Below are 12835 nucleotides of genomic sequence, written 5' to 3'. Positions count from 1 at the left end.
CATGACCTCCGCATCCTCCAGCTCCGGTTCAAGCTCCACCTCCACCTCCACCTCCGCCGGGCGGTCCGTGCCGGCGTCCGGCCGACGCACCGCACGGCTCTCCTCCCTCTCCCCACTGCTCCGGCTGCTCATCCTCACCCAACTCGCCTTCAACCTCGGCTTCTTCGCCGTCCTGCCCTTCCTCTCCGAGCACCTGGGGCAGTCCATCGGCATGGCGGGGTGGCTGGTCGGGTTCGTGCTCGGGCTGCGGACCTTCAGCCAGCAGGGGCTGTTCGTGGTCGGCGGGGCGCTCGCCGACCGGTACGGCATCCGGCCCGTCGTGCTCGCCGGGTGCGTGCTGCGCATCGCCGGGTTCGGGTGGCTCGGGTTCGCCGAGCGGACCTGGGCCGTCGTCGGCGCCGTACTGCTGATCGGATTCGCCGCCGCTCTCTTCTCGCCGGCCGTCGAGTCCGAGGTTGCCCGGCAGGCGGTCCTGTGGGAGGAGGAAGGGGACGGCGACCGCACCCGGGTGCTCGCGCTGTTCACCGTCGCCGGGCAGGCCGGCGCCTTCGTCGGGCCGCTGCTGGGTGCGCTGCTGCTCGCCGTCGACTTCCGTACGGCCTGCCTCGCCGGGGCCGGTGTCTTCGTGCTGGTCCTCGCCGGGCACGCCCGGCTGCTGCCGCAGCGCGTCCCCGGGCGGGTCCAGGTCCGGGTCAAGGGCGGAGCACGGCTGGTCCTGCGCAACCGGCGCTTCCTCGCGCTGTGCTGCGCCTACGGTGCCTATCTGCTCGCCTACAACCAGCTCTACCTCGCCCTGCCCGCCGAGGTGGAGCGGGCCGCCGGCTCACAGGCGCCGCTGGCCTGGCTGTTCGCCCTGTCGTCGCTCCTGGTGGTGACCGCGCAGCTGTCGGTGACCCGGTGGGCGGGGGAGCGGCTGGCGCCGCGCCGGTCGATGGTGGCGGGGCTGGTGCTGATCGCCGTCGGGTTCGCCGTCGTCGGGCTGGCGCGGCCCGCGGGGTGGACGGGTACGGGTGGGCTGGTGCCCGCCGCCGGGTTCGTCGTCCTGCTCACCCTCGGGCAGATGCTCGTCGCGCCCGTCGCCCGCGCCTGGGTGCCGGATCTCGCCGAGGAGGGGCGCCTCGGGCTGTACACGGGAGCGCTGTCCTCGGTCTCCGGGCTCGTCGTGCTGGCCGGCAGTTCCGCCACCGGCCTCCTGCTCGACACCGGCCTGCCGGTCGCCGTGCCGTGGCTGGTGCTGGCCGTCGTACCGCTGGTGGCGGTGGGGGCGCTGCCCCGGGTGGGGCACTGATCCGCCGCCCCCGACCGTCCGCCGCGCCGGTCTCGTTGCCGTTCGGGCGCTCCGCACGTCACGCAGTGCCGCGTGCGGCGTGTCACCGGACAGCGCCCCGTTCATGCGGCGCAGCATCGGGAGGTCCCGTACCCGGCGGGGAGTGGCGCGGTCCGGCGAGCGGGCCGACCGCTGCTACGACGATCCCGTGGTCAGGAGGGCGCCTGCTCGGCGATTCGTGGTCGCCGGCGCCCCCGGTGCCTCAGCGGGCGACGAGCTCCGGCAGTGCTCCGGCAGCGGCGGCGGGCACCCGGGACCGCCGCCACAGCCACCGCACGTCCCGTCCGAACGACCACACCAGCAGACCCAGCGCCACGGCCACCACCCCGGCGTTCGCCGCACGCGGCAGCAGGTCGGCGCCCGCCAGGAGCAGCAGCACGCCCTGCAGCGCGGCCACCGTCTTGCGGGCCGTGCTCGGCGGCAGCGGGGCGGTCAGCCACGGCCACACCCGGGCCGCTGCCACGAACACGTACCGCATGCCGCCGATCAGGAGTACCCACGGGCCCAGGTCCGTCGCGACGTACACGCTGAGCACCAGGATGAGGAACGCGTCGACCTCCATGTCGAAGCGCGCGCCCAGTGGTGTGCTCGTGCCGGTCCGGCGTGCGACCTTGCCGTCCACACCGTCCAGGAGCAGGGCCACGGCCGTCAGGCCGACGAGGAGCGAGGCGGGCGGCGCGTCGCGGAAGGAGTCCGCGACCAGGGCGGTGACCCCGCCGACCAGCGTGGCCCGGCCGAGGGTGACCCGGTTGGCCGGACCGAACGACGGCAGCCGTGAGCGGTGCAGGGCACGGGAGAGCACCGCCCAGCCCGCGAACGCGAAGGCGAGGCCGGTCAGCCAGCCCGCCGTGCCCATGCCGAGCGCGGTGCCGAGCAGCGCCAGGAGCAGGAGCTGCGCGCCCGCACCCACCGCCGTCTCCTGCTGGACGGACCTCGCGGCACAGACGTCGTAGGCGTCGTACGCGTCGTCCGTGTGGTTCAGGTTGATCAGGGCCACCGAACATCCTCCGGCCGTGTGACAGAGTCGATCAACGCCGCTACCTTGTGCGCGGCTTGTGCACCTCGGTACGTGGGTGGCTTCCCGATCGTTCAGGAGGAGTGACGATGACACGCAGGGCACGTGCGTTCTGGGTCGAGGCGCCGGGCGCGGGCGCGATCCGTGAGGTGGAGCTGCCGGCACCGGGTCCGGACGACGTGCTCGTGCGGACGCTCTTCAGCGGCGTGAGCCGGGGCACCGAGACCCTCGTCTTCGGTGGCCGGGTGCCCGAGAACCAGTACACGGCCATGCGGGCGCCGTTCCAGGACGGCGACTTCCCCGGGCCGGTGAAATACGGCTACCTCAACGTCGGTGTGGTGGAGGAGGGGCCCGAACGCCTCGCCGGACGCACCGTGTTCTGCCTCTACCCGCACCAGACGCGGTACGTCGTCCCCGCCGCGGCCGTGACGCCGGTGCCGCCCTCCGTCCCCGCCGGGCGGGCGGTGCTCGCCGGCACCGTCGAGACCGCCGTCAACGCCCTGTGGGACGCGGCGCCGCTGATCGGTGACCGGGTCACCGTGGTCGGCGGCGGCATGGTCGGCTGCTCGGTGGCCGCCCTGCTGACCCGATTCCCGGGCGTCCGCGTCGAGTTGGTCGACGCCGATCCGGCCCGCGCGAAGGTCGCCGCGGCGCTCGGCGCCGGCTTCGCGTCCCCGGCCGGCGCCGCGGGTGAGCGGGATCTCGTCGTGCACGCCAGCGCGACGGAGGCGGGGCTCGCGCGGTCGCTGGAGCTGCTGCGGCCCGAGGGCACCGTCGTCGAACTGAGCTGGTACGGCGACCGGCGCGTCGCGCTCCCGCTCGGCGAGGCCTTCCACTCACGGCGCCTGACCCTGCGCGGCAGCCAGGTCGGCACCGTCTCGCCGGCCCGCGCCGCCACCCGCGGCTACGCCGACCGGCTGGCCCTCGCACTCGAACTGCTCGCCGACCCGGCCCTCGACTCACTCGTCACCGGAGAGACCGCGTTCGCCGAACTGCCGGACCTGATGCCGCGGTTGGCCTCCGGCGAGATCCCCGCACTGTGCCACCGGATCCGCTACGACGGGGAGGAGACCGGGGCGGGCGCGCCCGGCGGCGCCTGACCTTGAGGAAAGACGTACGGCCCACTGAACAGTGGAAGGCATCCAGCCGTAATAGACGGCACCCCGCGCAGCGATCGGCGGGGGACCAGACGTGCCACACCTGGAGGGTCGTCCGTTGTTCAGCATCACCGTCCGCGATCACATCATGGTCGCCCACAGCTTCCGCGGCGACGTCTTCGGGCCCGCGCAGCGCCTGCACGGAGCGACGTTCCTGGTGGACGCCACCTTCCGGCGCGAGCAGCTGGACGAGGACAACATCGTCGTCGACATCGGCCTCGCCACCCAGGAACTGGGCGCCGTCGTCGCCGGACTGAACTACCGCAACCTCGACAACGAACCCGACTTCGCCGGCGTCAACACCTCCACCGAGTTCCTCGCCAAGGTCGTCGCCGACCGGCTCGCCGAGCGTGTGCACAAGGGGGCGCTCGGGGAAGGCGCCAGGGGCCTGGCCGGGCTCACCGTCACGCTGCACGAGTCGCACGTGGCCTGGGCGAGTTACGAGCGTGCGCTGTGACCGGCACGACCGCCGCCGGGCGGACCCGGCTCGACTACGTCCCCGCACAGACCTCCGCGACACAGCAGTCCCTACCGGTCCCGGTCTCTGCCCCGGCCCCGAGGAACGGGGGGATCGTCCCCATGTCCCTGCGCTCCGTGCACTTCGTCATGCCGGGCGGGGTCGACGACCCCGCCGCGCCCAGCGGCGGCAACGCCTACGACCGGCGGGTCCGGCTCGACCTGCCCGGCTTCGGCTGGCGGGTGCGGGGGCTGCCCGTGCCCGGCGACTGGCCCCGGCCCGACGACGCGGCCCGCACGGAACTCGCCCGTGTGCTGCGGCGGTTGCCGGACAGTGCGGTCGTCCTCCTCGACGGCCTGGTCGCCTGCGGGGTGCCGGAGATCGTCGTACCGGAGGCCGAGCGGCTGCGCATGGCCGTCCTCGTGCACCTTCCGCTCGGCGACGAGACCGGCCTCGACCCCGCCGTGGCCGCCGAACTGGACGCCCGCGAACGCACGGTACTGCGCGCCGTCCCCGCCGTCGTCGCCACCAGCGACTGGGCGGTGCGCCGCCTCGTCTCCCACCACGGCCTCGACCCGGCCCGCGTCCACGTCGCCGCGCCCGGCGCCGACATCGCGCCCCTCGCCCCCGGCACCGACGGCGTCTCCCGGCTGGTGTGCGTCGCCGCGGTCACGCCCCGCAAGGGGCAGCACCGGCTGGTGGAGGCGCTGGCAGCCGTGGCCGACCTGCCGTGGAGCTGCGTGTGCGTGGGGGGGCTCGGCCAGGACCCGGAGTACGTCGGCCGGCTGCGGTCCCTGATCGCGCGGCACGGTCTCGACGAGCGGCTGGTACTGGCCGGACCGCGGGCCGGCGCCGAACTGGATGCCACCTACGCCACCGCCGATCTGATGGTCCTCACCTCGTACGCCGAGACGTACGGCATGGCGGTGACCGAGGCCCTCGCGCGCGGCGTCCCCGTGCTGGCGACCGACGTCGGCGGCCTCCCGGAGGCGGTCGGACGCGCGCCCGACGGAGGGGTGCCCGGCATCCTCGTCCCGCCGGAGGACCCCGCCGCGCTCGCCGCGGAACTGCGCGGCTGGTTCGGCGAGGCCGACGTACGACGCCGGCTGAAGGCCGCCGCCCGCGGCCGCCGCGCCGCCCTGAACGGCTGGGCGAGCACGGCCCAGCACCTGGCCGGTGTACTGCACCGGCTGCCGGGCGAACCGAGGAGGGCGGCATGAGCACGCGGAAGCCTCCCGCCCCGGCCGCGAGCGTCATCCCGGCCCAGCCCGGTCCCCAGGACGCGCCCGACGCCGTGGCCGCCACCGACGCCGTGGCCGCCGCCGGGGCCACCGGCGCCACCGGCTCCGCGAGCACCGTCGTCCCCGGGGCAGGCCCGGCCGGACGGTGGTCCGCCGCGGAGGGTGCCACCGTCCGCCTCCGGGAGGCCGCGGTGCGCGAGCAGCCCGACGACCCCCCGCGCTACGCCCCCGAGTGGCTGCGCCTGCGGGAGCCCGCCGACGCCGCCGCGCGGGCGCACGACCTGCTCGACCCGTTGCGGATCAGGCTCGCCAACCTGCCGAGGCGGGCGGGCGGGCTCGTGGTGCACGACGTGGGCTGCGGCACCGGGTCGATGGGACGCTGGCTCGCCCCGCTGCTCGACGGCGCCCAGCACTGGGTGCTGCACGACCGCGACCCCTACCTCCTGCACTTCGCGGCTGTCGCCGCCCCGCGCACCGCCGCCGACGGCAGCCGCGTCACCGTCGAGACCCGGCGCGGGGACCTCGCCCGTCTCACCCCGGACGCGCTGACCGGCGCCGCGCTGGTGACCGCGTCCGCGCTGCTCGACGTCCTCACCACCGAGGAGGTCGGCAATCTCGCCGCCGCCTGTGCCGCGGCCGGCTGTCCGGCGCTGCTGACCCTGTCCGTCGCCGGCCGCGTCGACCTCGACCCCGCGCACCCCCTGGACGCCGAGATCACCGAGGCGTTCAACGACCACCAGCGGCGCACCGGCATGCTCGGCCCGGACGCGGTCACCGCGGCCGCCGAGGCCTTCGCCGGGCACGGCGCCACCGTGCGTACGCACCCCAGTCCCTGGCGGCTGGGCCCCGACGAGGCCGAACTCACCGCCCAGTGGCTGCGGGGCTGGATCGGCGCGGCCGTCGAGCAGCGCCCGGACCTGCGTGAGCGGGCCGCCCGGTACCTGGACGAACGCCTCGCGGCCTGCGCGGCCGGTCAGTTGCGCGTGGTCGTCCACCACACCGACCTGCTGGCGCTGTGCCGGCCGACGGGCGGGACCTCGTGAGCGCCCTGCGCACCCGCCTCGGCACCCTCGCCGGCACCGCCGTCCTCGCCGTGCTCCTGTGGCGGCTCGGCACCGGCGCCTTCCTGGACGGGCTGCGCCGGATCGACGCGGCCACGGTGCTGGCGGCGCTCGGGATCGGGCTGGTCACCACGGTGTTCAGCGCCTGGCGCTGGGCCCTGGTGGCCCGGGGGCTGCGCATCCGGCTGCCGCTCGGACCGGCCGTCGCCGACTACTACCGCGCGCTCTTCCTCAACGCGGCCCTCCCCGGCGGCGTCCTCGGCGACGTGCACCGCGCGGTGCGGCACGGGCGGAGCACCGGCGACCTCGGGCGCGGCGTGCGGGCCGTCGTCCTGGAACGGGCCGCCGGGCAACTCGCGTTGGTCGGGGTCGGGGTCGGCGTGCTGCTCACGATGCCGTCCCCGGTGCTGGCCGGGGCCCGGCAACTCGCCCCCGTCGTGGCCCTGGCCCTGCTCGGCGCGCTCGCCGTCGTCCTCGCCCTGCGCATGAACCGGGCGCCCGCACGCCGCAGTACACCCGTACGCCGCGGGGCATCCGGAGACCGGACGCCCCCACGCCGGGTTCGGGCCCTGCGGGCGGCGCTCGACGAGGCCCGGGAGGGGCTGCTGTCCCGGCGGAACCTGCCGGGCGTCGCGGGCTCATCCGTCGTCGTACTCGCCGGGCACCTCGCGATGTTCGTGCTCGCCGCCCGGGTGGCCGGCAGCGGTGCCTCCGTCGCCGTGCTCACGCCGCTGGCCGTGCTGGCGCTGCTCGCCATGGGGCTGCCGCTGAACGTCGGCGGCTGGGGCCCGCGGGAGGGCGTCACCGCCTGGGCGTTCGGCGCGGCGGGGCTCGGCGCGGGCACCGGGCTGGGCGTGGCGGTGGTGTACGGCGTGCTCAGCCTCGCCGCGAGCCTGCCCGGCGCCGTCGTCCTCGTCGCCCGCCGGCGCACCGTGCGCTATGCGCGTTCCTCGTGCTCCTCGTCGGACACGGTGACCGTCGCCGCCGTCAGCAGCGCGAAACATTCCGCGAAGGAATCCGCGAGGCCCGCCAGCAGTTCCTTCCCCTTTTCCGCCGATCCCAGTGAAGGACGCCCGATGACACCGGAAGCGGTATAGGCGGACATACCGAGGGAGAGCAGATGACGCCGGTCGTCCGCGACGAAATCGGCGGCCTCGTAACCGGGCCGGACCAATTCGGGGTGCGCGTGCAGAAGAATGGAGGTCTCGATTTCCCCCGCGTGCATGTCGGTGAGCAGCGAGGTGACCACCCCGGCCCGCCGCCGCGCCGTCTCCCAGTCCTCCGCGGCCGGAAACAGCGCCATCCGCTCACCGCGTGCCGAGGACTCCTGGACGACGTTGCCCAGTACGTAGTTCCCGCCGTGTCCGTTGACCACGACCAGGGCCCCGACCCCCGAGCGGCGCAGGGAGTCCGCTATGTCCCGCACCACCGCGTGCAGGGTCACGGAGGAGATGCTCACGGTCCCGGGCCAGTCCGCGTGCTCGTGCGAGCAGCCGATGGTCACCGGCGGCAGCAGGCGCACCGGATACGCCTGCGCCAACTGCCGGGCAACGGCGCACGCGACGAGCGTGTCGGTCGCCAGCGGCAGGTACGGGCCGTGCTGCTCGTAACTCCCGACCGGCAGCACCGCGACCTCGGAGCCGCGTTCGCGCACGTTTTCGCTCGTGTCCGCCGGCACCAGTGAAACATCCATTCCCGCACGGCCTTTCATCTCGGTTGAGCAATCTGTTGAGGGACGCGAGAATCATGACAGAAAAAATCGGTGTACTCGGCAAGAAGGCAGCGCAGCGCACGGACGTGGAGCGGATCGTGGTGACCCCGCTGCCCACCGTCCACGGTGAATTCCGGGCGTACGGCTATTTCGACCACGAACGCGGCGACGAGCAAGTGGCCCTCGTCCACGGCGACCTGGCCGCCGAAGGGGTGCTCACCCGGCTCCACTCGGAGTGCCTGACCGGTGACGCCTTCGGCTCCCAGCACTGCGAGTGCGGCGCCCAACTCGCCACCGCGCTCAGGCAGGTGGTCGACGCGGGCAGCGGCGTCGTGGTCTACCTGCGCGGCCACGAAGGGCGCGGCATCGGACTGCTCGCCAAACTGCGCGCCATGGCGTTGCAGGCGGAGGGCCTGGACACGGTGGAGGCGAACCTCGCCCTCGGCCTGCCCGTCGACGCCCGCGACTACGGAGTCGCCGCCCGGATCCTCGACGACCTCGGGGTGCGGTCCGTGCGGCTGATGTCCAACAACCCGCGCAAACGGGAGGCGTTGGTACGGCACGGCATCCACGTCGCCGAGCAGGTGCCGCTGCTGATACCGCCGTGCGAGTCCAACATCACGTACCTGCGCACCAAGCGGGAACGGCTCGACCACCACCTGCCCCACCTGGACGCGATGGCGCACGTGCCGTCGTGACCGCCGAGGGCGACGGGGTCAGTTGCTGACGGCCTCGTGCACGAGCCGCTTCAGGTCCGGATAGACCGCGTGCGAGGACCTGGGCCGCACCTGGGTCATGAACTGCACCGTCAGATCGCGGCCCGGGTCGACCCAGAAGGTGGTCGTCGCCACTCCGCTCCAGCCGTACGTGCCGAGCCCGGAGGGCGACCGCGTGCGGCTCGGGTCGGTCACCACCGAGACGCCGAGGCCGAAGCCGACGCCGTCGTTGCCGGGTTCGTCGTGCGCCGGACGGCTGCCGAAGGAGCGCAGGTCGGCGTCGCCGGGGAGGTGGTTGCGGGTCATGAGGTCCACCGTCGCCGGGGCCAGCAGACGCACGCCGTCGAGTTCGCCGCGGCGGCGCAGCAGCTCCGCGAAGCGGTGCACGTCGCGGGCGGACGAGACCAGGCCGCCGCTGCCCGACAGGAAGCGGGGGCGGCCCCGCAGCGGCAGCCCGGGGACCGGTGCGATGCCGCCGTCCTCCCTCTCGCCGTACAGCTCGGCCAGCCGGTCCGCCTGCGCGTCGGTGACGTGGAACCCGGTGTCCGTCATGCCGAGCGGCCCGAAGATCCGCTCGGCGCAGAACACGTCGAGCGGCTGCCCCGACACCACCTCCACCAGCCGTCCGAGCACATTGCTGGCGACCGAGTAGTTCCACTCGGTGCCCGGCTCGAACTGCAGGGGCAGGCGCGCGTACAGGTCGACCGTCTCCGCCAGGTCCGCACCCGGCCGCACCGACGACTCCACACCGGCCGCCCGGTACAGCGCGTCGACGGGGTGGGAGTGGTAGAAGCCGAACGTCAGCCCCGCCGTGTGGGTCATCAGGTGCCGAACGCGCACCGGACCGGCGGCCGGCCGGGTCACGACGTCCTCCCCGCTGCCCCCGGCGTAGACCCGCGGCTCGGCGAAGGCCGGCAGATACCGGTCCACGGGGTCGTCCAGCGACAGCCGGCCCTCCTCCACCAGGGTCAGCACGGCCACGGCCGTGACCGGCTTGGTCATGGAGTAGATCCGCCACAGCGTGTCGGCCGTCACCGGAAGCCCGGCCGCGACGTCCCGCAGACCGTGCACGGTCAGATGGGCGACGTGGCCGCCGCGCGCGACGGCGACCAGGAACCCCGGCAGCCGGCCCTCGTCGACCTGCCGTGCGAAGTGCCGGTCGAGCCGGTCCAGTGCCTCGGGGTCCAGCCCGGCCGCACCCGCGTCGACCTCCTGCCGCAGGGGTGGCATCACCATCGTTCTCCTTGATCGTTCGTCCAGGATGCGTCCGGCATACCCCGTGCTGCTCGTCGGAATCCATGATCGGCGGATTCCGGCGCCGCGCCGCCGGCCCCCGGTGACGCCCCGCTGGAGGCGGTCGCCGCACCCGGCGGCGCAGCACGCGGCCCGCGGCTTCACTGCCGGCTGACGGTGCGGGTCACACCGGCGACGACGGTGGTGGCCAGGATCCAGCCCATGAGGATCAGGACGTACGACAGGGCCTGGTACCCGCCCTCGGGCGCGAAGGCGCTCTCCTGGCCGAAGGAGATCACCGGCAGCAGCAGGTCCAGCGTGTAGAACACCGGGTTGAAGTCCGGGGCCTCGGCCGGCTTGAGCGGCGGCGGGTGGTGCAGGCCGTACGCGACCGAGCCGACCGCGAGCAGCGACAGCAGCCAGCCGCCCGCGCGCAGCGGACGGAAGCCGTAGCCGACGGCGACGTCCTGCAAGTGCCCCCACAGGCGGCCGTACCAGGGCAGCGTGCGCCGCTGCCGGCGCTGCTTGGCCAGCTGGACCAGCCGGGCCGCGTCGTCGTCGCCGATCCGGCGGTAGGAGGCGGTCAACTGCTCATAGGTGAAGGGGAGATAACTGTCGCCCTTCTCCAGCATCGGCAGCCGCCGCCCGGCGGGCTCGTGCGGGACCAGCGACGTGTAGGTGAGGTCGTTGAGCTGGACCCGGGCCGGCACCATCTCCGGCTGGAGGAACAGCACGTCCACCTGGGTGCGGCGCAGATTGAGCGCACCCCGCACCACCGGGCCCTCCCGCAGCCACAGTTCGCCGATCACGCAACTGCTGGCGCGCAGCGCGGTGCCCCCGGGGTTGGCCAGGCCGGCGTGCGACAGGTCCAGCCGACCGGGTATCCGCGCGCCGCGCAGCTCCAGACGGCCCCGCACGTCCGCGCGCCGCATCAGCACGTCGGCCTCGGCCGCGAGGGTCTCGGCCTGGAGAGCCGTGCCGCCCGGCCGGTCGAGCACCGCGTCGTTGAGACTGACCGTGCCGGCCACCCGGGCACCGGTGAGCCGGATTTCGCCGACCGCGCGCAGCCCCGGCGCCCACAGGTCGGCGCCCAGCACGGCCTGGTTGAGCTGGAGCACCGGGCCCTCGGTCTCCGGTGCCTCGATGCGGGTGCCCTCCAGGTACAGGCTGCCCGTGATCTCCGCCCCCGCGAGCCGCACCATGCCCTCGAACCGGGCCCGGGTCAGCCGCAGTACGCCCTCCACCCGGACCGCGTGCGAGATCAGCCCGGGCAGTACGGACTCGCTCAGGTTCAGCTCGCGCAGCCGGGCCCCGTAGAACCTCGGTGCCTCGTCGAAGTGGCAGTGCCGCAGCCGTACGGGGTGGTCGACCGTCGCGTACTGGAGGTCCAGCCGTCCGGTGACGCGAGCCCCGGCCAGGTTGAGCGCGGCCACCTCGCCGTCCTCACGGGGGCCGTCCAGGACCAGTGACCGCAGCACCCGCGCGCGCACGGTCCGTTCGGGGCCCCAGGCGCCGCCGTCGGCGCTGTCCTCGTCGTCCGCGGCGCGCCAGTCCACGGCCGCGCCCGAGGCGAACGCCTCCCGGACACGCGTCTCGGCCGGTGTCAGGTCGTTGGTCTCCATCAGGGAGGGACTCTGACCCGAACCGGCCGATCACGTCAACGTGCCGTGGGAACCGCCTACTTCTTCGTCGCCTCCACGGCGTGCCCGCCGAACTGGTTGCGCAGCGCCGCGATCATCTTCATCTGCGGCGAGTCGTCCTGCCGGGACGCGAACCGCGCGAAGAGGGAGGCCGTGATCGCGGGCAGCGGCACGGCGTTGTCGATCGCGGCCTCCACCGTCCAGCGGCCCTCGCCGGAGTCGTCCGCGTACCCGCGCAGCTTCTCCAGGTGGTGGTCCTCGTCGAGGGCGTTGACCGCCAGGTCGAGGAGCCAGGACCGGATGACGGTGCCGTCCTGCCAGGACCGGAAGACCTCGCGGACGTTGTCCACGGAGTCGACCTTCTCCAGCAGCTCCCAGCCCTCGGCGTAGGCCTGCATCATGGCGTACTCGATGCCGTTGTGGACCATCTTGGAGAAGTGGCCGGCACCGACCTTGCCCGCGTGGACGTAGCCGTAGGGGCCGTCGGGCTTGAGGGCGTCGAAGATCGGCTTGAGGTCGTCGACGTGCTCCTTCTCGCCGCCGACCATCAGCGCGTAGCCGTTCTTCAGCCCCCACACGCCGCCCGAGACACCCGCGTCGACGAAGTTGATGCCGCGCTTGCCCAGCTCCTCGGCGTGCTTCTCGTCGTCCGTCCAGCGGGAGTTGCCGCCGTCGACGACGGTGTCGCCGGGCTTGAGCAGCGTCGCCAGCTGGTCGACGACGTGCTGCGTGGCGGCGCCGGCCGGGACCATCACCCACACCGCACGCGGCCTCTCCAGCCGGTCGACCAGCTCCACCAGGCTGTCGACGTCGGCCCGCTCGGGATTGGTGTCGTATCCGACGACGGTGTGGCCGGCGTTGCGCAGGCGCTCGCGCATGTTGCCGCCCATCTTGCCGAGACCAACGAGACCGATCTGCATGTCAGTGCACTTCCTTCAGTTCACGGTAGGCGGCCACCAGGGCGGCCGTGGACGGATCGAGACCGGGCACGTCGGCGCCCTCGGTGAGCGCGGGTTCGACCCGCTTGGCGAGCACCTTGCCGAGCTCGACGCCCCACTGGTCGAAGGAGTCGATGTTCCAGATCGCGCCCTGGACGAAGACCTTGTGCTCGTAGAGGGCGATCAGCTGGCCGAGGACGGCGGGGGTCAGTTCGGCGGCCAGGATCGTCGTGGTGGGGTGGTTGCCGCGGAAGGTCTTGTGCGGGACCAGTTCCTCGGGCACTCCCTCGGCGCGTACCTCGTCCGGGGTCTTGCCGAAGGCGAGGGCCTGGGTCTGCG

At 73.9% G+C, this 12835-nt stretch carries 11 protein-coding genes and 2 pseudogenes; 7 read left to right on the top strand and 6 right to left on the bottom strand.

Annotation, left to right across the window (positions count from 1 at the left end):
- Position 1 precedes the first annotated feature (1 nt).
- Positions 2 to 1288 carry an MDR family MFS transporter gene (locus tag ACIQFU_RS12685; RefSeq protein ID WP_402550952.1) on the top strand — a complete coding sequence of 429 codons (1287 nt, stop codon included), beginning with the start codon at positions 2 to 4 and terminating at the stop codon, positions 1286 to 1288.
- A gap of 241 nt (positions 1289 to 1529) precedes the next feature.
- Here the strand turns inward: ACIQFU_RS12685 and ACIQFU_RS12680 are convergent, their stop codons facing one another.
- Positions 1530 to 2324: a CDP-alcohol phosphatidyltransferase family protein gene (locus tag ACIQFU_RS12680; protein ID WP_402550950.1), complete on the bottom strand. Its 795-nt coding sequence runs from the start codon at positions 2322 to 2324 to the stop codon at positions 1530 to 1532.
- 107 nt (positions 2325 to 2431) lie between these two features.
- Between ACIQFU_RS12680 and ACIQFU_RS12675 the strand changes: the two genes are divergently transcribed.
- From ACIQFU_RS12675 to ACIQFU_RS12655, 5 genes and pseudogenes are all read left to right on the top strand, one after another.
- Positions 2432 to 3442 (top strand): zinc-binding alcohol dehydrogenase, encoded by a 1011-nt coding sequence (locus ACIQFU_RS12675; protein ID WP_402550948.1) that lies wholly within the window; start codon positions 2432 to 2434, stop codon positions 3440 to 3442.
- A 115-nt stretch (positions 3443 to 3557) separates the two neighbouring features.
- Positions 3558 to 3956: a 6-pyruvoyl trahydropterin synthase family protein gene (locus ACIQFU_RS12670; protein ID WP_402550946.1), complete on the top strand. Its 399-nt coding sequence runs from the start codon at positions 3558 to 3560 to the stop codon at positions 3954 to 3956.
- Positions 3953 to 5176 carry a glycosyltransferase family 4 protein gene (locus ACIQFU_RS12665; RefSeq protein ID WP_402550945.1) on the top strand — a complete coding sequence of 408 codons (1224 nt, stop codon included), beginning with the start codon at positions 3953 to 3955 and terminating at the stop codon, positions 5174 to 5176. Before ACIQFU_RS12670 ends, ACIQFU_RS12665 begins: the two co-directional genes overlap by 4 nt.
- Positions 5173 to 6240 carry a trans-aconitate methyltransferase gene (locus ACIQFU_RS12660; RefSeq protein ID WP_402550944.1) on the top strand — a complete coding sequence of 356 codons (1068 nt, stop codon included), beginning with the start codon at positions 5173 to 5175 and terminating at the stop codon, positions 6238 to 6240. Before ACIQFU_RS12665 ends, ACIQFU_RS12660 begins: the two co-directional genes overlap by 4 nt.
- Positions 6213 to 7094 (top strand): annotated as a pseudogene (locus tag ACIQFU_RS12655) (lysylphosphatidylglycerol synthase transmembrane domain-containing protein); the annotation flags it as partial. The gene ACIQFU_RS12660 and the pseudogene ACIQFU_RS12655, both read left to right, overlap by 28 nt.
- Positions 7095 to 7195: 101 nt before the next feature.
- On the opposite strand, the gene ACIQFU_RS12650 reads toward ACIQFU_RS12655, so the two are convergent.
- Complete coding sequence (locus ACIQFU_RS12650) at positions 7196 to 7951, bottom strand: creatininase family protein (protein ID WP_402550943.1); 756 nt, start codon at positions 7949 to 7951, stop codon at positions 7196 to 7198.
- 53 nt (positions 7952 to 8004) lie between these two features.
- On the opposite strand from ACIQFU_RS12650, the gene ribA reads away from it, so the two are divergent.
- Positions 8005 to 8667 (top strand): GTP cyclohydrolase II, encoded by a 663-nt coding sequence (gene ribA / locus ACIQFU_RS12645; RefSeq protein WP_402550941.1) that lies wholly within the window; start codon positions 8005 to 8007, stop codon positions 8665 to 8667.
- Positions 8668 to 8685: 18 nt separating this feature from the next.
- Here the strand turns inward: ribA and ACIQFU_RS12640 are convergent, their stop codons facing one another.
- The 4 genes and pseudogenes from ACIQFU_RS12640 to ACIQFU_RS12625 all read right to left on the bottom strand — a co-directional run.
- Positions 8686 to 9915 carry a serine hydrolase domain-containing protein gene (locus ACIQFU_RS12640; RefSeq protein ID WP_402551388.1) on the bottom strand — a complete coding sequence of 410 codons (1230 nt, stop codon included), beginning with the start codon at positions 9913 to 9915 and terminating at the stop codon, positions 8686 to 8688.
- A 164-nt stretch (positions 9916 to 10079) separates the two neighbouring features.
- The gene (locus ACIQFU_RS12635) at positions 10080 to 11540 is read right to left on the bottom strand and encodes a membrane-associated oxidoreductase (protein ID WP_402550939.1); all 1461 of its coding nucleotides are present in this window, start codon (positions 11538 to 11540) and stop codon (positions 10080 to 10082) included.
- Positions 11541 to 11596: 56 nt separating this feature from the next.
- Complete coding sequence (gene gnd / locus ACIQFU_RS12630) at positions 11597 to 12478, bottom strand: phosphogluconate dehydrogenase (NAD(+)-dependent, decarboxylating) (RefSeq protein WP_402550938.1); 882 nt, start codon at positions 12476 to 12478, stop codon at positions 11597 to 11599.
- Position 12479: 1 nt separating this feature from the next.
- Positions 12480 to 12835: pseudogene (locus ACIQFU_RS12625) on the bottom strand (glucose-6-phosphate isomerase); the annotation flags it as partial.

Origin of the sequence: Streptomyces sp. NPDC093065, assembly GCF_044754585.1 — a bacterium.
Lineage (GTDB): Bacteria > Actinomycetota > Actinomycetes > Streptomycetales > Streptomycetaceae > Streptomyces.
This window is presented reverse-complemented; position numbering and strand designations above follow the sequence as displayed.

Bases quoted from the DNA above. Each gene is read 5' to 3' on its own strand.
- ACIQFU_RS12685 (WP_402550952.1), top strand. From the start codon at position 2: ATGACCTCCGCATCCTCCAGCTCCGGTTCAAGCTCCACCTCCACCTCC.
- ACIQFU_RS12675 (WP_402550948.1), top strand. From the start codon at position 2,432: ATGACACGCAGGGCACGTGCGTTCTGGGTCGAGGCGCCGGGCGCGGGC.
- ACIQFU_RS12660 (WP_402550944.1), top strand. From the start codon at position 5,173: ATGAGCACGCGGAAGCCTCCCGCCCCGGCCGCGAGCGTCATCCCGGCC.
- ACIQFU_RS12650 (WP_402550943.1), bottom strand. From the start codon at position 7,951: ATGGATGTTTCACTGGTGCCGGCGGACACGAGCGAAAACGTGCGCGAA.
- ribA (WP_402550941.1), top strand. From the start codon at position 8,005: ATGACAGAAAAAATCGGTGTACTCGGCAAGAAGGCAGCGCAGCGCACG.
- ACIQFU_RS12640 (WP_402551388.1), bottom strand. From the start codon at position 9,915: ATGCCACCCCTGCGGCAGGAGGTCGACGCGGGTGCGGCCGGGCTGGAC.
- ACIQFU_RS12635 (WP_402550939.1), bottom strand. From the start codon at position 11,540: ATGGAGACCAACGACCTGACACCGGCCGAGACGCGTGTCCGGGAGGCG.
- gnd (WP_402550938.1), bottom strand. From the start codon at position 12,478: ATGCAGATCGGTCTCGTTGGTCTCGGCAAGATGGGCGGCAACATGCGC.